This window comes from Rathayibacter sp. AC182 (assembly GCF_979253875.1).
Genome location: NZ_CEEDEK010000004.1, coordinates 101426 through 117901 on the forward strand (window position 1 = coordinate 101426; position 16476 = coordinate 117901).

Below are 16476 nucleotides of genomic sequence, written 5' to 3' on the forward strand. Positions count from 1 at the left end.
GGGGGCGGGACCCGGCGCGCTCGGCGCCCGGCGCGCGGGTCTGCTCGTCCTCCTCGGGACTCGAGACGACGAAGCGGTAGTGCGGGCTGCTCGCGAGCAGCTCGCTGTGGTGCCACGGCGGTGACGCGCCCGTCCTCGAGCAGGGCGACGCGGTCGGCGAGCGCGACCGTGGACGGCCGGTGGGCGACGATCAGCGCGGTCGTGTCGCCGAGGACGCGGCGCAGCCCGCCTCGACGCGCGCCTCGGTGTCGACGTCGAGCGCCGACAGCGGGTCGTCCAGGACGAGTACCGAGGCCGCGCGGCGATCGCGCGGGCGAGGCCAGCCTCTGCCGCTGCCCGCCCGAGAGGCTCATCCCCTCCTCGCCGACCGTCGTGTCGAGGCCGTCGGGCAGCGCGTGCACGAAACCGGCCTGCGCGATCTCGAGGGCCTCGAGCAGCTCCTCCTCGCTCGCCTCCGGGCGCCCCAGCAGCACGTTCTCGCGGACGGACGTCGAGAAGAGGGTCGCGTCCTCGAACGCCATGCCGACGTGCGAGCGCAGCTCCTCGCGGCGCATCCGGCGGACGTCCACTCCGTCGATCTCGATCGCGCCGGCCGTCACGTCGTAGAGGCGGGGAAGGAGCGCGGTCAGCGTCGTCTTGCCCGACCCCGTCACTCCGACCAGCGCCATCGTCTCGCCCGGCTCGACCTCGAGGTCGACGCCGTCGAAGGATCGACCGCGTCGGCCGGGGCGTCCTGGTAGCGGAAGTGGACGCCGCGGAAGGTCACCCGGCCCCGCGGGTCCGCGACCGAGACGGGCTCCGCCGGGTCGGTGATCGTGTTCTCGCTGTCCATGACCTCGAAGTAGCGGTCGACCGCGGTGCGCGTGTCGAAGGTCATCGAGAGGAGGAAGCCGATCGACTCGACCGGCCAGCGCAGCACGGTCGCGGTGGCGAAGAACGCGAACAGCTCGCCGACGCTCAGCTGGCCGTCGGCCGCGAGCCACACGCCGCCGAGCAGGCAGAGCGCGAAGGCGACGTCCGGGACCAGCAGGAGGATCAGCCAGATGCCGGCGATGGCCTTCGCCTTGGCGATCTCGGTGCCGCGCAGCAGCTCCGCCTGGTCGGCGAAGCCCTCGAGGGCGTGCTTGCCTCGGCCGAACGCCTTGAGCACGCGGATGCCGTGCACCGACTGCTCGACGGTCGTCGCGAGATCGCCGGCCTGGTCCTGGCTCCGGCGGGCGATGCTCGAGTAGCGCTTCTCGAACAGGAAGCCGTAGATCCAGACAGGGATCGAGCAGACGATGAAGAGGACGCCGAGGATCGGGTTCCAGTACACGAGCACGCCGAAGCCGACGAGGATCGTCAGCGCGTTGACGACCAGCAGCACGAAGCCGAAGGCGATCCAGCGGCGGATGAGGCTGAGGTCGCTGACCGCGCGGGACAGCAGCTGCCTGCTCTGCCACCGGTCGTGGAACGACACCGGGAGGTCCTGCAGCCGCTGGTAGAGCGCGGTGCGCATCCGGGCCTCGACCCGGGTGCTGGGCGTGAGCACCATCCGGCGGCGCAGTGCGATCGCCGCGGCCTCCAGCACGCCGAGTCCGAGCACGAGGAGCACCGGACCGAACAGGGGTCCGAGGTCTCCCGACCCCGCCGACCCGGCGCCCTCGGCGAGCGGACCGTCGACGAGACGCTGCAGGACGATCGGGATCGCGAGCGAGACGAGGCTCGCGACGAGGGCGACAGCGATGCCGATGCCGAGCCGGGGCAGCGCGTCCCCGACGAACGGGAGCAGGCGCAGCAGGACCTTCAGCGTGCCGGGGCGCTGCTGCTCGGAGGAGACGGACGGGGAGGCGGGTGCGGACACAGGAGTGCTTTCGCGGCGAGGAGCGGAGGGCGCGGTCGGGCGCCGGAGAGGACGAGTGCCGCAGAGCGTCGCTCCGGGCAGCCTTGCAGGCTATACCCGGTCTCGCGGAGGTGTCCACCCGGCTCGGACAGGCGTCGCAGAACGCCCGTCCGACGCCCGGTTCAGCGGACGCGCACCGACAGGCAGGTGACGCAGCCCTCGAGCTTCTCGAACTCCGAGACGTCGACCGTGACGACGGTGTAGCCCAGGCCGCGCAGCAGCTCGGCGCTGCGGGGCGCGGACGCGGCCATCAGCAGGTGTCGTCGTCGAGCACGACGACGTGCGCACCGGGCTCCTCGGGCATCGGCAGGAAGGAGGGGAAGATCCTCGGCTCGTCGACGACCGGCTCCCAGCCGATGACGGTGCCGTCGGGAGGGCGGTGACGGCGCTCTTGAGGTGCAGCGCCTTCGTGAGCGGGACGGCCACGACGCTCCAGCCGAGGGGTCGGAGGATCGCGCGCAGCGCAGCGACCCCTTCCGCGTTGGTGCGGCCGCCCCGGCCCACGTACACGGTGCGCCCGATCTTCAGCACATCGCGCCGCCGTCGAGGTGGCGGGCTCCTCGAGGCGGTGCACGGTCAGGTCGAGCGCGCGGACGGCCTCCTCCGCTCCGGCGCTCTCGCCCCGGCGCGACTCGGCACCCAAGCGCGCGAGGACGGCGTGGCCGCCGAAGACGACCACCGCGTCCTCCACGAAGACCGAGTCGGCGTGGTGCGCGGCCGTGGCGGCCTGGACCGTCTCCCAGCCGGCGGCCTCGAGCCGCGTCGACGTACTCCTCCCACTGCGCTTCGGCCTTCGCCTGGTCCACGGGGACGCGCTCGAGGTGGGTGAGCTCGCCGTCGCCGAGGTTCGCAGCCGGCTGCCGGACGATCGCGATGCGGCGCTCGACCGGCTGCCGCTCGTCGCGGACGGGCTCGAAGGAGCGCAGGACGCGGCGGCCCAGCGTCGCCGCGGCCACGGTGAAGGCGACCAGGAGGATCAGGTTGAGCCCGCCGAGCGTGTCGAGGACCGAGATCCAGACCGTGCCGTCGAGAGCGGTGCCGCTGGCCGAGACCTGCACGAGGGTGCCGAACAGCGCGCCGGCCACGCCCGCGACCAGACCCGCGAGCGCGCGGTCCACCACCGCGCGAAGAGCCCCGCGAGCCCCAGGACCACGAGCACCACGAAGGCGAGCGCACCTCGAGAGCAGGAAGTAGGCGTTGACCTGCGCCAGCGACGACGGCGCAGCTGGTTGCCCACGAAGAACGCGAGCAGATTGGCGAGGTGGGCCGCGAGCGCCGTGGCGGCCGCGGCGGCGAGCGCCGGCAGCACGCGGCGACCGAGGGAGGGGCGGGCGCGGAGGCGAGCGTCGAGTCAGAAGGCACTCGCCGACCCTACGCGGTCTCCTCCGCTCCTCCCCGAGCACCCCCTCGACGCCCTCTCAGGCCCGCGCACCCCACCTCACGACTCGTCGCGGAACGGCCCTCACCACCCGACCGACCCCGACCCACGCCGCCTCGCGGCGCCGGACTCTCGATCCCGCCGCCCGCGGGCGCCACCCCGACACCTACAGGGCGAGGAAACGAGAACCCGACGCCCACAGGTCGAGGCGCATGCTCACGCGATGCCCGCAGGGCGAGGAACACGAACTCAGTGCCCGCAGGGCGAGGTCACAAGAACTCGACGCCCGCAGGGCGAGGACACCACAACTCGACGCCCGCAGGGCGAGAACACCGGAACTCAATGCCCGCAGGGCGAGAACACCACAACTCGACGCCCGCAGGGCGAGAACACCACAACTCGACGCCCGCAGGGCGAGAACACCTCACGCCCCGGTAGGCCGCGAGTCCTCGTCAGAGCCGATGCCCGAAGGGCGAGCCCACTCAGCGGGAATCGCGTGCCAGCGATTCCCGCGGCGGGCGACGACCCCGCTCCCTGGAACGCCCCACGTCGCGATCCCGACCGCGCCACGCCGCGCGAGGAGCGGCGATGGAGCACCCACTGAGCGCTGCGCGCTCGGTGAAGAAGTGCCGCTCCCCCGTCGTGTACATGGTGACGCCGGCGCGCTTGGCGGCTTCGATGACCTCGGCGTCGCGGACGGAGCCGCCGGGCTGGACGACGGCCTTCACTCCGGCGGCGAGGAGCACCTCGAGGCCGTCGGCGAAGGGGAAGAACGCGTCCGAGGCGGCGACGGAGCCGGGGGCGCGGTCGCCGGCGCGGGTGACGGCGAGGTGGCAGGAGTCGACGCGGTTGACCTGGCCCATGCCGACGCCGACGGAGGCGCCGCCCTTGGCGAGCAGGATCGCGTTCGATTTCACGGCGCGGCACGCCTTCCAGGCGAACTCGAGGTCGAGGAGGGTGTCGGCGTCGGCGGGTTCGCCGGCGACGAGCTCCCAGCCGGGCTGACCTCGCCCGGGCCGCCCGTGAAGCGGTCCGGCTCCTGGATCAGGACGCCGCCCGAGATCTGCTTGAACTCGGTCTCGACGGGGGCGTAGAAGGAGGGCAGCTGCAGCAGGCGGAGGTTCTTCTTCGTCTTGAGCACTTCGAGCGCCTCGGGCTCGAAGGCGGGCGCGACGAGGACCTCGGTGAAGATCTCCTTGACGGTCTCGGCCATGGCGAGGGTGACGGGGCGGTTCGCCGCGATCACTCCTCCGAACGCCGACACCGGGTCGCACTCGTGCGCCCGCCGGTGCGCGGAGGCGATGGGGTCGATGGCCTTGGTGCTCGCGATGGCGATGCCGCGGGGGTTGGCGTGCTTGATGATCGCGACGGCGGGCAGCACGAAGTCGTACGCGGCGCGGACGGCCGCGTCGGCGTCGACGAAGTTGTTGTACGACATCTCCTTGCCGTGCAGCTGCTCGGCCTGGGCGATGCCGGTTCCGTCGAGGGCGAGACGTAGAGGGCGGCCTTCTGGTGCGAGTCTCGCCGTAGCGCAGGACCTGCTTGAGGGTGCCGCGGATCTCGATCGCTCCGTCGACGGCGGAGTCGCCCGCCTCCCGCCCGGCGAACCAGGCGGCGACCGCGGAGTCGTACGAGGCGGTATGGAGCGAAGGCGCGGGCGGCGAGGGTGCGGGCGGGCCGCGAGGGTCGTGCCTCCGTCGCCGAGTGCGGCGATGACGCCGGGGTAGTCGGCCGGATCGACGACGATCGCGACGTTCGCGTCGGTTCTTGGCCGAGGCGCGCACGAGGGCGGGGCCGCCGATGTCGATGTTCTCGACCACGGTCTCCGCGTCGGCGCCGCCGGCGACGGTCTCGCGGAACGAGGTAGAGGTTGACCACGACGAGCTCGAACGCGGCGATGTCCGGCTGCCGAGCTGCTCGCGGTGCGAGGCGAGCCGCAGGTCGGCGAGGATCCCGGCGTGCACCGCGGGGTGGAGCGTCTTCACGCGGCCGTCGAGCGACTCGGGGAACCCGGTGACGGAGGAGACGTCGGTCACCTCGTGGCCCGCGTCGCGGATCGTGGCGGCCGTCGATCCCGTCGAGACCAGCTCGACGCCCGCGGTCGCGAGCGCCGCGGCGAGCCCGAGGAGCCCGGTCTTGTCGCTGACCGAGATCAGCGCGCGGCGGACGGGGACCACGTCGCGGTCGTCGTAGCTGCTGGGGTCGTGGGCGGTGATGCTCATGATCGGGCGAGCTCCTCGAGGTCGACGGTTCCGTGGGCGATGTCGAGCACGGTCTGCACCAGCAGACGGCGCTCGATGGTCTTGGATGCGCTCGTGCAGCGCGGCCTCGCTCTCGCCCGGGAGCACGGCGAGGCTCTCCTGGGCGATGACGGGGCCCGTGTCGACTCCGGTGTCGATGACGTGCACGGTGACGCCCGTCTCGGCGGCCCCGGCCGCGAGCGCGTCGCGCACGGCGTGGGCACCGGGGAACAGCGGCAGCAGAGCGGGGTGGGTGTTGATCATCCGCGGGCTGAGGGCGTCGACGACGACGGGAGGGAGGATCCGCATGAAGCCCGCGCAGACGACCAGGTCGGGCTCCCACTCGCGGATGCTCGCGAGCAGCTCCTCGCCCCAGGCGTCCCGCGACGCGAACGCGTGCGGCGTGACCGTGAAGGAGGGGATGTCGAACGCCTCCGCGTGGCGCAGGCCCTCGGCATCGGTGTCGCTGCCGACGGCGACGACGCGCGCGGGGAACCGGTCGTCGCGGGTGGCCTCCAGGAGGGCGCGGAGGTTGGAACCGCCGCCGGAGATCAGTACGACGAGCTTCAGCACTGCGCAAGTCTAGGGGGAGGCCCTCGCCGGGGACCACCGCTGCTCAATCGCGCGACGTCCTGCCCGCGGCGAGGCCCAGGGCGGCGGCGAGCGCCAGCTCGAGCGCGGCGACCGCGCCGACGACGAGCGGATCGGGTCCGACGACCGCGAGCCTGCCCGGCCCGGCCGCACCCGCCGACGCCCAGGCGAGCAGCCCGAGCAGCACGCCCCCGACCACTCCGATGCCGGCGGCGGCGACCGCGCCCCAACGCAGGAACGGGCGCCCCTCGAGGGCCTCGAAGAGACTCCTGCGCACCCTCCAACCGGCGAGGAAGCCCGCGAGGACCGGGACCAGGATCCCGACGAAGCCGAACGGCAGGTCGCCCTGCGGCAGAGCGCCGAGGAACGGGATGGACGGCACCGGGCCGAGGAGGGTCCCGGCGGGGCCGACGGACGATCCGGCTCCGACGGCGAATCCCGGTCCGATCAGCCAGCTCGCCGCCCAGATCACGAGGTTGGGGACGAAGGCGAGCTGGCCGAGCGTCAACGCGAGTCCGCCGAGCGCCTCGGATCCGAGTCCCTCGTAGAGCGCGACGACGGAGGCGTAGCCGGTGACGAGCAGCACGGCGACGAGCACGGCGGCCGCGCCGACGACGCCCGCCGCGGCGAGCGCTCCGGCGCGCAGCGGACGAGCACGAGGGGCAGCGCCGGGTCGGGCAGCCGGGCGGCCGCGTCGAGACCAGCTCGCCGAGGCGGTCGGTCTCGCCGCTGCGGGCGGAGTGGGTCCCCGCTCCGATCGCGACGCCCAGGCCGAAGACGAGCGGCGGCAGCACCGCGCCCTGCACGGTGGCCACCGTCGCCGCCTCGGTCGCCGACCCGAGGGTGACCAGGAGGGCGATGACCAGGTAGGTCGCGATCGACACCGTGAAGCCGATGAACCGGAACGGCGACTCCTGCGCACGGCGGCCCGTGCGGGCGCCGAGGAGGATCGCGAGCACCGCGAACGCGAGGGGCGCGATCGTGACGGCGAACGCGTCCGCTCCCCGGGCAGGCCGAGGGCGAGGGCGGAGTCGGGGGCGAGGCTCGCGCGCAGATCGGCCCCGTGGCCCATCAGCCAGGCGTCGGCCGAGACGCGCCAGAACACGGCCCAGTCGACGGCGGTGTCGTACTGCACCGCCCACAGGACGGTGAGCGGGACGAGGGGGATCGCGATGCCGATGAGGGCCGAGAGAGCGGCGTCGAAGGCGGCGAGGAGGGCGACGGTGATCCGGTTCATGGGCTCGACGAGCCTACCGGCGGGCCCGGCTCCGGCTGCTCAGCCGCACGCTCGGGCGCGTCCGCACGCCCTAGGGTCGAGCCGTGACCAGGACCCCAGCAGACCGGACCGAGCGGGGCCTGGACCGGCTCGTGAACTTCAGCGACGCCGTGACGGCGATCGCGATCACCTTCCTGGTGCTCCCGCTCGTCGACGCGGTCGAAGAGGGCGGGTCGGGCGGCCTCGGCCCGCTCCTCGCGGACCACGTCGGCACGCTCTCGGCCTTCGTCGTGACGTTCGCGGTGATCGGACGCCTGTGGCTGGTGCAGCACGCGGTCTTCGAGGAGGTGCGCCGCTACTCCCCCGCTCTCGTCGCGGTGGACTTCGTCTGGCTCGCCGCGATCGTGCTGCTGCCGTTCGCTGCGAACCTGCTCTCGAGCGCGTCCACCGACGACCCGTCCGTCGTCGCCCCCTACATCGGGGTGATCGCCGCGGCGAGCGCCGCCACCCTCGGGATGCGGCTGCTGCTGCGCCGCGATCCGGACCTCGCCGCCCGCGGGACCGGGCAGCCGCTGACGCGCTCGGTGATCGTCCTCGGACTGCTGCTGGCGGCGCTCCTCCTCGCGGTGATAGTGCCAGCGGTCGGCCTCTTCTGGCTGCTGCTGCTCCTGCTCGCCGGACCGCTCGAGCGCCTGCTGCACCGCGGTCGGCGCACCGCACCCGCTCGTCCCGTCCGCACCGCCCGCGGGCTGGACCGGCTCGTCGGCTTCTCGGACGCGACCGTCGCGATCGCGATCACCCTCCTGGTGCTGCCCCTGGTGGAGCTCGCGCCCCGGATCGCGGCCGACGGAGGAGGCGTGGCGGCACTTTTCAACGGCCACGTCGACCAGGTGCTCGCGTTCGCGCTCTCGTTCCTGCTGATCGCCGTGTTCTGGATCCCCCACCACCGCGTCTTCGAGCTCGTCGACGACTACGACGGCGGCCTGGCCCGGCTCGGTCTGCTCTGGCTCGCCGCCGTGGCGTTCTTCCCCTTCGCGACGAGCGTGATCGCGCTGCTCCCCGACACCCGCGGAGCGATCGGCCTGTACCTCGGGACGATGACGGTGATGAGCGGCGCACTGGTGCTGATCGAGCGGCACCTGGCCCGGCACCCGGCGCTGCTGCAGGAGGGGGTCGGCGGGGTGCCCTGCGCGGGGCGCTGGTCCCGTTCGGGCTGCTGGTGCTCGCGCTGGTGCTCGCGATGGCCGCGCCCTCGCTCTGGTGGCTGCTGGTGCTGCTGCTGCAGACGCCGGTGCGGCGGCTGCTCGATCGGCGCCGCTAGCTAGCGCGAGGGCGCCCAGCCGAGCTGCGGAGCGATCCGCTCGGCGACCGTCCGCAGGATCCGCCGGTGCGACTCCACTCCGCCCACCGCGGGGAGCGTCAGGGTCAGCGAGTCCGCCTCGGCGAGGGCGGGATCGGCGGCGAGGGAGGCGACGATCTCCTCCGGCGACCCGACGTGCAGCGGGCTGAAGCGCATGGGAGCGGCGATGATCGAGCGGTCGGCGGTGCGCGGCGTGCCGTCGTCGTTCATCCGGGCGAGGTAGCCGTCGATGAAGGGGCGGTGGGCCCGCTCGTCGGCGTCGTCGACCAGCGGCAGCACGATGCGGCCCGCGGTGACGCGGGAGGTCCGCTCCGGATGCGCGGCGCGGAACGCCTCGCGGTAGGCGCGGATCTGGACGGCCTGCTGCTCGGCGAACGGCAGACCGGTCTCCTCGGTGTTGAGAGTCGAGACCTGCAGGTGCATGCCCTGCTCACCGGCGCGCACGGCGGAGGAGACGGAGCCGGCGCCGTACCAGATCCGGTCGGCCAGCCCCGGGGCGTGCGGGTGCTGCACGAGCGGGTCGCCGACGGGCACCGACATCAGCGCCGACTCGGCGATCCCGAGCACCTCTCCGGACAGAGCCTGCCGGAGTCGCTCGATCCGCTCCTGCGCCTGGGCGCGGAACTCGCCCTCGCCCTGACCGAAGACCCCGTCAAAGACCGACGCGAGGTGCGCGAATCCGCTGCTCACGCCCAGATCGAGACGGCCGCCCGAGAGCAGGTCGACGGTCGCCGCGTCCTCGGCGAGGCGGATGGGCGCCTCGTAGCGGGCGCCGATCACGGCGGTGCCCAGGCGCAGGCGCCGCGTGCGCTGCGAGGCGGCGGCGAAGAAGGTCATCGGCGACGCGAGGTAGCGCTCGAAGTGGCGCACGCGCACCCAGCCGGTGCCGTAGCCGAGCTCCTCGCCGAGCTCGAAGAGGGCCAGCCCGTCCTCGAGGCTGCGCGCGGCGTCGCCCGGCTTCTCGGGCCCCTCCGGGTACGGGACGAAGGTGAGGAAGTCGAGGCCGAGTCTGCGGGTCACCCCCCGACGGTACCCGGAATGCGCGGAACGGGCGGGATCGCTGCCGGAGCAGTCGATCCCGCCCGTTTGGACGCGCCCGTGGGTACTACAGCGAGGCGAAGACCTCGCGCAGCAGCGCGGCGGTCTCGGACGGCGTCTTGCCGACCTTCACGCCCGCGGCCTCGAGGGCCTCCTTCTTGGCCTGCGCGGTGCCCGCGGAGCCCGAGACGATGGCACCGGCGTGGCCCATCGTCTTGCCCTCGGGAGCCGTGAAGCCCGCCACGTAGCCGACGACCGGCTTGGTGACGTTGGCCTTGATGAAGTCGGCCGCGCGCTCCTCGGCGTCGCCGCCGATCTCGCCGATCATGACGATCGCCTTGGTCTCGGGGTCGGCCTCGAACGCAGCGAGCGCATCGATGTGCGTCGTGCCGATGATCGGGTCGCCGCCGATGCCGATGGCGGTCGAGAAGCCGAGGTCGCGCAGCTCGTACATCATCTGGTAAGTCAGGGTGCCCGACTTCGAGACGAGGCCGATGGGGCCCTTGCCCGTGATCGTCGCGGGGGTGATGCCCACGAGCGACTCGCCCGGCGTGATGATGCCGGGGCAGTTCGGGCCGATGATGCGGGTCTTGTTGCCCTTCTCCTGCGCGTACGCCCAGAACTCGGCCGAGTCCTGCACCGGGATGCCCTCGGTGATGACGACGAGGAGGCCGATCTCGGCGTCGATCGCCTCGATGACGGCGTCCTTCGAGAAGGCGGGCGGGACGAAGGCGATGGAGACGTCTGCGCCGGTGGCCTCGATGGCCTCCTTGACGGTGCCGAAGACGGACAGCTCGACGTCGCCGTGGGTGACGGTCGTGCCGGCCTTGCGCGCGTTGACGCCGCCGACGATGTTGGTCCCGGCCTTCAGCATCAGCGCGGTGTGCTTGGTGCCCTCGCCGCCGGTGATGCCCTGGACGATGACCTTGGAGTCCTTGGTGAGGAAGATCGACATGCTTGTTCTCTGATTCCTTGAGTCGTCGGGTCCGTTACGCGGCGGCGAGTTCGGCGGCCTTGTCGGCGCCTTCGTCCATGGTCGCGGCGAGCGTGATGAGCGGGTTGGCGGCGGCCTGCAGGATCGCGCGGCCCTCCTCCACCTTGTTGCCGTCCAGGCGGACGACGAGCGGCTTGGTCGCGGTGTCGCCGAGGATCTCGAGCGCCTGCAGGATGCCGTTGGCGACGGCGTCGCACGCGGTGATGCCGCCGAAGACGTTGACGAAGACGCTCTTGACCTGCTCGTCGCCGAGGATCACGTCGAGGCCGTTCGCCATGACCTGGGCGGGGCTCCGCCGCCGATGTCGAGGAAGTTGGCGGGCTTCACGCCGCCGTGGCGCTCGCCCGCGTAGGCGACCACGTCGAGGGTCGACATGACCAGGCCCGCGCCGTTGCCGATGATGCCCACCTCGCCGTCGAGCTTCACGTAGTTGAGGTCGTTCTCCTTGGCCTTCGCCTCGAGCGGGTCGGCGGCGTCCTTGTCCTCGAGCGCGGCGTGCTCGGGGTGGCGGAAGCCGGCGTTCTCGTCCAGCGAGACCTTGCCGTCGAGCGCGACGATGTCGCCCTCCTCGGTGAGGACGAGCGGGTTCACCTCGACGAGGGTCGCATCCTCGCCGGTGTAGACGTCGTAGAGCGTCACGAGGACCGGGGCGACCTTGCCGATCAGCTCCTCGGGGAACTTCGCCGCACGGGCGATCTCCTCCGCCTTGGCGAGGTCGATGCCCTGGCCGGCGACGACCTCGACGCGCGCGAGCGCCTCGGGGCGCTCGACGGCGAGCTGCTCGATCTCCATGCCGCCCTCGTAGGAGGTGAGCGAGAGGTAGGAGCGGTTCGCCCGGTCCAGCAGCACGGAGAAGTAGAACTCCTGCGCGATGCGGGCGCCGCCCGCGACCATGACGCGCTTGACGACGTGGCCCTTGATGTCGAGGCCGAGGATCGACTTCGCCGCCTCCTCCGCCTCGTCGGCGGTCTTCGCGACCTTGACCCCGCCGGCCTTGCCGCGGCCGCCGATCTTCACCTGCGCCTTGACGACGGTGACGCCGCCCAGCTTCTCGGCGGCGGCGCGCACCTCCTCGGGCGTGTCGGCGACGATGCCCGGGAGCACGGGGACGCCGTACTTCTCGAACAGATCACGGGCCTGGTATTCGAAGAGATCCACGCTGCATTCCCATTCCGCGCTGAGCGCGCTTGCGTTTCGAGTCCGATGCGGCCCGTCTGCGCCGGAGTCTCGGCACGGTCCTGGGCCGCGACAACTCTACTCCGCACGCGCTGCGCCCTTCCCGCGCCGCGTAGCGTGGACGCATGCCCCCGAGGACCCGCCCCCGCCCGGAGCGCGACGTGTTCCGCGAGGGCGTCTTCCTCGTCGCGGGCGCTCGGGCGATCCTGCTGCAGATCGCGCACCCCGCTGTCGGCGCCGGAGTGGCCGAGCACTCCGACTTCGTGCACCGCGCGCTCGGGCGCCTGCACGGCACCCTCTCCTACCTCTACGCGCTGCACTACGGCTCCCCGGAGGACGTCCACGCGGTGCGCCGCCGGGTGAACCGGGCGCACGGGCCCGTCCGCGGACCCGGCTACAGCGCCTTCGATCCGGAGCTGCAGCGCTGGGTCGCCGCGACCCTCACCCAGTCGATGCTCCAGCTCTACGAAGGCGCCTTCGGACCGATGACCCGGGAGCAGGCGGACGACCTGGTCGACCGCTCGCGCGTGGTCGGCACCTCACTGCAGATGGCGGACGCGTCGTGGCCCGCCGACCGTGCGGCGTTCGACGCCTACTGGGACGAGCAGGTGGGCCGCCTGCACGTCACTCCCGAGGCGCGCCGCGTCGCGCACGACCTCCTCGGCGGAGCTGATCGCCGCGTGGTACCTCCGCCCGTTCGGACCGTACCTGCGGCTGATGACCGCCGGGCTGCTCCCTCCGTCGCTCCGCGAGCCCTTCGGCTTCCGCTGGAGCGAGCGGCAGCAGGCGCGCTTCGACCGCGCGCTCGCGCGCACCTTCGCGGTGTACCGGCTGCTGCCCGCCCGGGTGCGGACCTCGCCGAGCCGGTTCTACCTCGCGCAGGTGCGCCGGGCGACCCTCGCCGACGCCTAGGCCGTGCCGATCACGATCTCGCGTGCTCCGCTCGGCCTGGTCGACACGGCTCTAGAAGCCGGCGGTGATGCTCCAGCCGGCGTAGGCCGCGAGCTCCAGGCCCAGCGCCTGCGCGGCGGCCCGCGCCTCCTCGACTCCGCGCTCGTCCCGGACGTCGACCGAGATCGGGACGCTGTCGCCGAAGCCCGACACCGAGACGCGGGCGCTCGTGGGTCCGCTGTAGAGCGGCACGTGCGCATCGGCGGTCCGGGCGCCGACCACGCGCGACCCGGTCGCCTCGGCGATCACCGCCAGGGCGAAGGGCGCCGTCGCGATCGCATCGGTGTACAGGGTCGCCTCGCCACGCATCCTGCGACTCTACGGCGAGGCGCGGATCTCCGTCCGGCACTCCCGCGGGCGGGCCGGACGGAGGAGAATGCGGCCGAGAGCAGCACTCGATGAGGAGGCGCAGCATGGACGCGGTCGTGGTCGGAGTCAGCGGATCGGATCGGAGCACGGACGCCCTGCGCTAGGCGCTCGACTACGCCGAGGGGCATCGGCTGCCCGCCGAGCTCGTGAGCGTGGTCGAGCCGGCGCGAGGGCGCGTCCCGGATGCCGCGGTGGCGCAGCGCCGAGCCGCCGGAGCCGCGCTCGAGGAGGCGAGGGCTCTCGCCGAGCGCGAGTACGCCTCGGTGCCCGTGCGCGTGCGGCTCCTCGACGGCGATCCCGTGCACGTCCTGGCGGAGGCGGCGCCGGCGGGTGCGCTGCTGGTGCTGGGCGCGCATCCGCTCGCCCGCCGCGGTCTCGCCGTGGCCGCGCCCGTCGCCGTCCGGGTGGCCGCGGCCTCGCGCTCGGCGGTCGCGCTGATCCGGGACCCGTCGAGCCGGGCCGCACCGGTGTCGCGGTCGGGGTCGACTGGATCGGAGGTGTCGCTCGAGGCGATCCGGCTCGCGGCGCACGAGGCCGACCGGCTCGGCGAGCCCCTGCTCGCCCTGCACGCCTGGCAGCTCCCGGGCGCCTGGGCCGACGCCGTCCCCGTGGAGCGCCGGGTCATCGACGCGATCGAGGAGGACGAGGACCTCGTGCTCGCCGAATCGCTGGTGGGCCTCGGCGACAGCTGCCCCGACCTCGAGATCCGGCACCTCCTCGTGCGCGGCAACCCGGTCGAGAAGCTCAGCGAGGTCGCCTCCGAGCCCGCCTGCTCGTCGTCGGCAGCCACGGTCGGGGCGCCTTCCTCCGGCTCCTGCTCGGCTCGGTGAGCCACAGCCTGGCGCTCACGGTGCCGGGGCCCCTCGTGATCCTCCGCCACCGCGCTCTCACGCGCTGAGGGCTGGGCATCCGGTGGGATCCCTCGATCGGGGCACGGGCCGGGACTACGGTGAACCACCCGGCCTCCGCCGCGGCTGTCGACGACGACGGGAGCATTCATGAGCAGCACGGAACCGCGATCGTCCGAGGCCCCCTCCGCCCCGCCCGGCTCCGGCACCCTCTCGGTCGCCGCGATCCTCGCCGAGGCCGCCCGGCGCACTCCGACCACGATCGCGATCCGGGTCGGTCCGCTCGCACTCGACTACGCCGCGCTCTGGGACCAGACGCGGGCCTACGCGGAAGCGCTGCGGACCCGCGGCATCGGGCCGGGCGACCGGGTGGCGCTGCTCGTGCCGAACGTGCCGGACTTCCCGCGCGGCTACTTCGCGGTCCTCGCGCTGGGAGCTGTGGTCGTCCCGGTGCACGCGCTGCTCAAGCACGACGAGATCGCCTACGTGCTCCGCGACTCCCGGAGCGGCGGCGCTGATCTGCGCCGCGCCGCTGCTGGAGGAGGGAGCGGCCGGCGCCGAGCTCGCCGGCGTCCCCGTGCTGAGCGTGATGGTCCCCGACGGCACGGAGTCCCCGTTCGCCCGCCTCGAGGACCTCGCCGCCGAGGCCGAGCCGATCGACGGGTACGCCCCGCGCTCCCCCTCCGACACCGCGACGATCCTCTACACGAGCGGCACGACCGGCCGGCCCAAGGGAGCGGAGGGGACGCACTTCGCGATCGTGTCGCAGTCGGACGTGCTGCTGATGAACACCTTCGACCTGCACCGCGGCGACGTCGTGCTCGGGGCGCTCCCGCTCTTCCACACCTTCGGGCAGGTCTGCGCCATGAACACCGCGTTCCGCACCGCCGCGACGGTCGTGCTGGTGCCGAAGTTCGACGGCGACGCCGCGCTCGAGGCGATGATCGCGCACGACTGCACCGTGTTCGAGGTGTGCCCACCATGTACGTGGCGCTGCTCGACGCGGCGACGAGGCGCCCGGACCGCCCGCCCCTGCGCTACGCCGTGTCCGGAGGTGCGGCGCTGCCCGTCGCGGTCATCGAGCGGTTCCGCGAGGTGTTCGGCGTCGAGATCTACGAGGGCTACGGGCTCACCGAGACCTCTCCCGTCGCGACCTTCAACCACGTCGGCGTTCCGCCGCGGGCGGGCACCGTCGGCACCCCGATCTGGGGAGTGGAGGTCGAGGTGGCACGGGCCCAGGTGCAGGACCGGGTGGAGCTGCTCCCGCGGGGCGAGCTCGGCGAGATCGTGATCCGCGGGCACAACCTCATGAAGGGCTACCTCGGGAACCCGCAGGCGACGGCGGAGGCCGTCGTCGACGGCTGGTTCCGCACGGGCGACCTCGGCACGAAGGACGACGAGGACTACGTGCGGATCCTGGACCGGACGAAGGACATGATCATCCGCAACGGCTACAACGTGTACCCGCGCGAGGTGGAGGAGGTGCTGATCGGGCACCCCTCCGTCGCCAACGCCGCGGTCTTCGGCGTGGCCGACGAGAAGCACGGGCAGGAGGTCGTCGCGGCCGTCGTGCTCGGACCGTCGGCGACGGCGGGCGCCGAGGAGCTGATCGCTTTCGCGAGCGAGCACCTCGCCGCCTTCAAGTTCCCGCGCCGCATCGAGTTCGTCGATGCTCTGCCGCTGGGCCTCGAGCGGGAAGGTGCTCAAGCGCGAGCTGGTGGCCCGCTACTCCTGATCGGCCTCGCGAGGGGCCGCTCCGGTCCGCGCGGCGCGCCGTGTCGCGTACCGGAAGGGCATCCCGCGGCGACCGGTGCGAGCGTCGCCCGCGAACGGGGCACGGGAGTCGTACCCCGGACGGGTGATACTGGGGCGACCTCCCCCTCCCGTTCAGGAAGTACCCGACCGTGCCCAGCTCGTTCCCGCCCCCTCTCCCCGCGATCGACGTCCGCAGGACGCGCCGCCCCGGCTCCGGAGCCCTCGGCGGCGCCGACCGCTGCGCCTGGGCTCCGTCCGGCTCACGCGGCTGCGCCCTCACTCCGCTGCAGTGGATCGGCGGAGGAGCGACCGCGTTCCTCGCGCTGGTCGGCCTGCTCTCGGGCGGCCTCTGGTCGGCGGTCCTCCTGGTCGCGCTCGTCGTGCTGATCACCGGCGTCTACGGAGTCCTGCTGCGCCGACCGACCTGGCTGGGGCTCGCGGCGCCGTCGCCGCACGTCGGGACTCGTCGCGGCCGGGGCCCTCGCCGCCCTGCTGGTCGGCTCGAGCGCGTACGGCGCCACCGCACCGGCGCCCGTCGCCCAGGAGCAGGTCGCCGCGAGCACCGCGACGCCGGCCCCCACGGCGGAGCCGACGCGGACGGCCTCACCGGCACCGACGCGCACGGCCGTCCCGACGCCGACGGTCGTCGTCACGACCGAGACCGTGACCGAGACCGCG

At 73.2% G+C, this 16476-nt stretch carries 13 protein-coding genes and 7 pseudogenes; 5 read left to right on the plus strand and 15 right to left on the minus strand.

Features of this window, described 5'->3' with window-relative positions; genetic code table 11:
• Nucleotides 1-40 precede the first annotated feature (40 nt).
• The 10 genes and pseudogenes from AC0CII_RS08585 to AC0CII_RS08630 all read right to left on the minus strand — a co-directional run.
• Nucleotides 41-1843 (minus strand): annotated as a pseudogene (locus tag AC0CII_RS08585) (ABC transporter ATP-binding protein); the annotation flags it as partial.
• A gap of 161 nt (nt 1844-2004) precedes the next feature.
• Nucleotides 2005-2133 (minus strand): hypothetical protein, encoded by a 129-nt coding sequence (locus AC0CII_RS08590; RefSeq protein WP_465229169.1) that lies wholly within the window; start codon nt 2131-2133, stop codon nt 2005-2007.
• Nucleotides 2133-2456, minus strand: a complete 324-nt coding sequence (locus AC0CII_RS08595; RefSeq protein WP_465229170.1) for a hypothetical protein — start codon at nt 2454-2456, stop codon at nt 2133-2135. Before AC0CII_RS08595 ends, AC0CII_RS08590 begins: the two co-directional genes overlap by 1 nt.
• The gene (locus AC0CII_RS08600) at nt 2407-2967 is read right to left on the minus strand and encodes a hypothetical protein (protein WP_465229171.1); all 561 of its coding nucleotides are present in this window, start codon (nt 2965-2967) and stop codon (nt 2407-2409) included. Before AC0CII_RS08600 ends, AC0CII_RS08595 begins: the two co-directional genes overlap by 50 nt.
• Complete coding sequence (locus AC0CII_RS08605) at nt 2859-3191, minus strand: hypothetical protein (protein ID WP_465229172.1); 333 nt, start codon at nt 3189-3191, stop codon at nt 2859-2861. Before AC0CII_RS08605 ends, AC0CII_RS08600 begins: the two co-directional genes overlap by 109 nt.
• 551 nt (nt 3192-3742) lie before the next feature.
• Nucleotides 3743-4246, minus strand: a pseudogene (locus tag AC0CII_RS08610) (hypothetical protein); the annotation flags it as partial.
• Nucleotides 4174-4698, minus strand: a complete 525-nt coding sequence (locus AC0CII_RS08615; protein ID WP_465229280.1) for a hypothetical protein — start codon at nt 4696-4698, stop codon at nt 4174-4176. The gene AC0CII_RS08615 and the pseudogene AC0CII_RS08610, both read right to left, overlap by 73 nt.
• A 412-nt stretch (nt 4699-5110) precedes the next feature.
• A pseudogene (locus AC0CII_RS08620) lies at nt 5111-5482 on the minus strand (hypothetical protein); the annotation flags it as partial.
• A pseudogene (gene purN / locus AC0CII_RS08625) lies at nt 5479-6073 on the minus strand (phosphoribosylglycinamide formyltransferase). The pseudogenes AC0CII_RS08620 and purN, both read right to left, overlap by 4 nt.
• Nucleotides 6074-6116: 43 nt before the next feature.
• Nucleotides 6117-7233, minus strand: a pseudogene (locus tag AC0CII_RS08630) (cell division protein PerM).
• A 178-nt stretch (nt 7234-7411) separates the two neighbouring features.
• Here AC0CII_RS08630 and AC0CII_RS08635 point away from each other — a divergent pair.
• Nucleotides 7412-8632: a TMEM175 family protein gene (locus AC0CII_RS08635; RefSeq protein ID WP_465229173.1), complete on the plus strand. Its 1221-nt coding sequence runs from the start codon at nt 7412-7414 to the stop codon at nt 8630-8632.
• On the opposite strand, the gene AC0CII_RS08640 is transcribed toward AC0CII_RS08635, so the two are convergent.
• The 3 genes and pseudogenes from AC0CII_RS08640 to sucC form a co-directional block, all read right to left on the minus strand.
• Nucleotides 8629-9687, minus strand: a complete 1059-nt coding sequence (locus AC0CII_RS08640; protein WP_465227938.1) for an LLM class flavin-dependent oxidoreductase — start codon at nt 9685-9687, stop codon at nt 8629-8631. The two genes, AC0CII_RS08635 and AC0CII_RS08640, sit on opposite strands and share 4 nt — an antisense overlap.
• Nucleotides 9688-9772: 85 nt before the next feature.
• Nucleotides 9773-10660: a succinate--CoA ligase subunit alpha gene (gene sucD / locus AC0CII_RS08645; protein ID WP_465227937.1), complete on the minus strand. Its 888-nt coding sequence runs from the start codon at nt 10658-10660 to the stop codon at nt 9773-9775.
• Nucleotides 10661-10694: 34 nt separating this feature from the next.
• Nucleotides 10695-11857 (minus strand): annotated as a pseudogene (sucC, locus tag AC0CII_RS08650) (ADP-forming succinate--CoA ligase subunit beta).
• A 143-nt stretch (nt 11858-12000) separates the two neighbouring features.
• Between sucC and AC0CII_RS08655 the strand changes: the two are divergent.
• Nucleotides 12001-12855: an oxygenase MpaB family protein gene (locus tag AC0CII_RS08655; RefSeq protein WP_465229174.1), complete on the plus strand. Its 855-nt coding sequence runs from the start codon at nt 12001-12003 to the stop codon at nt 12853-12855.
• On the opposite strand, the gene AC0CII_RS08660 is transcribed toward AC0CII_RS08655, so the two are convergent.
• Nucleotides 12839-13135, minus strand: a complete 297-nt coding sequence (locus tag AC0CII_RS08660) for a Rossmann-fold NAD(P)-binding domain-containing protein (RefSeq protein ID WP_207405359.1) — start codon at nt 13133-13135, stop codon at nt 12839-12841. The genes AC0CII_RS08655 and AC0CII_RS08660 overlap by 17 nt on opposite strands.
• Nucleotides 13136-13341: 206 nt before the next feature.
• Here AC0CII_RS08660 and AC0CII_RS08665 point away from each other — a divergent pair, with 206 nt between their 5' ends.
• The 3 genes and pseudogenes from AC0CII_RS08665 to AC0CII_RS08675 all read left to right on the plus strand — a co-directional run bounded on the left by AC0CII_RS08665 (nt 13342) and on the right by AC0CII_RS08675 (nt 15778).
• Complete coding sequence (locus AC0CII_RS08665) at nt 13342-14025, plus strand: adenine nucleotide alpha hydrolase family protein (RefSeq protein ID WP_465229304.1); 684 nt, start codon at nt 13342-13344, stop codon at nt 14023-14025.
• Entirely contained in the window at nt 14010-14093 is an 84-nt protein-coding gene (locus AC0CII_RS08670; RefSeq protein ID WP_465229281.1) for a hypothetical protein, read from the plus strand. The genes AC0CII_RS08665 and AC0CII_RS08670 overlap by 16 nt, the downstream gene beginning before the upstream one ends.
• Before the next feature lie 100 nt (nt 14094-14193).
• Nucleotides 14194-15778: pseudogene (locus tag AC0CII_RS08675) on the plus strand (long-chain-fatty-acid--CoA ligase).
• A 280-nt stretch (nt 15779-16058) separates the two neighbouring features.
• Here AC0CII_RS08675 and AC0CII_RS08680 read toward each other — a convergent pair.
• On the minus strand, nt 16059-16451 hold the full coding sequence (locus AC0CII_RS08680; protein WP_465229175.1) for a hypothetical protein: 393 nt from the start codon (nt 16449-16451) through the stop codon (nt 16059-16061).
• Nucleotides 16452-16476 lie beyond the last annotated feature (25 nt).

Excerpts from the sequence above, each read along its gene's own strand:
- AC0CII_RS08590 (WP_465229169.1), bottom strand. The coding sequence starts at position 2,133 with ATGGCCGCGTCCGCGCCCCGCAGCGCCGAGCTGCTGCGCGGCCTGGGC.
- AC0CII_RS08615 (WP_465229280.1), bottom strand. The coding sequence starts at position 4,698 with ATGTCGTACAACAACTTCGTCGACGCCGACGCGGCCGTCCGCGCCGCG.
- sucD (WP_465227937.1), bottom strand. The coding sequence starts at position 10,660 with ATGTCGATCTTCCTCACCAAGGACTCCAAGGTCATCGTCCAGGGCATC.
- AC0CII_RS08655 (WP_465229174.1), top strand. The coding sequence starts at position 12,001 with ATGCCCCCGAGGACCCGCCCCCGCCCGGAGCGCGACGTGTTCCGCGAG.
- AC0CII_RS08660 (WP_207405359.1), bottom strand. The coding sequence starts at position 13,135 with ATGCGTGGCGAGGCGACCCTGTACACCGATGCGATCGCGACGGCGCCC.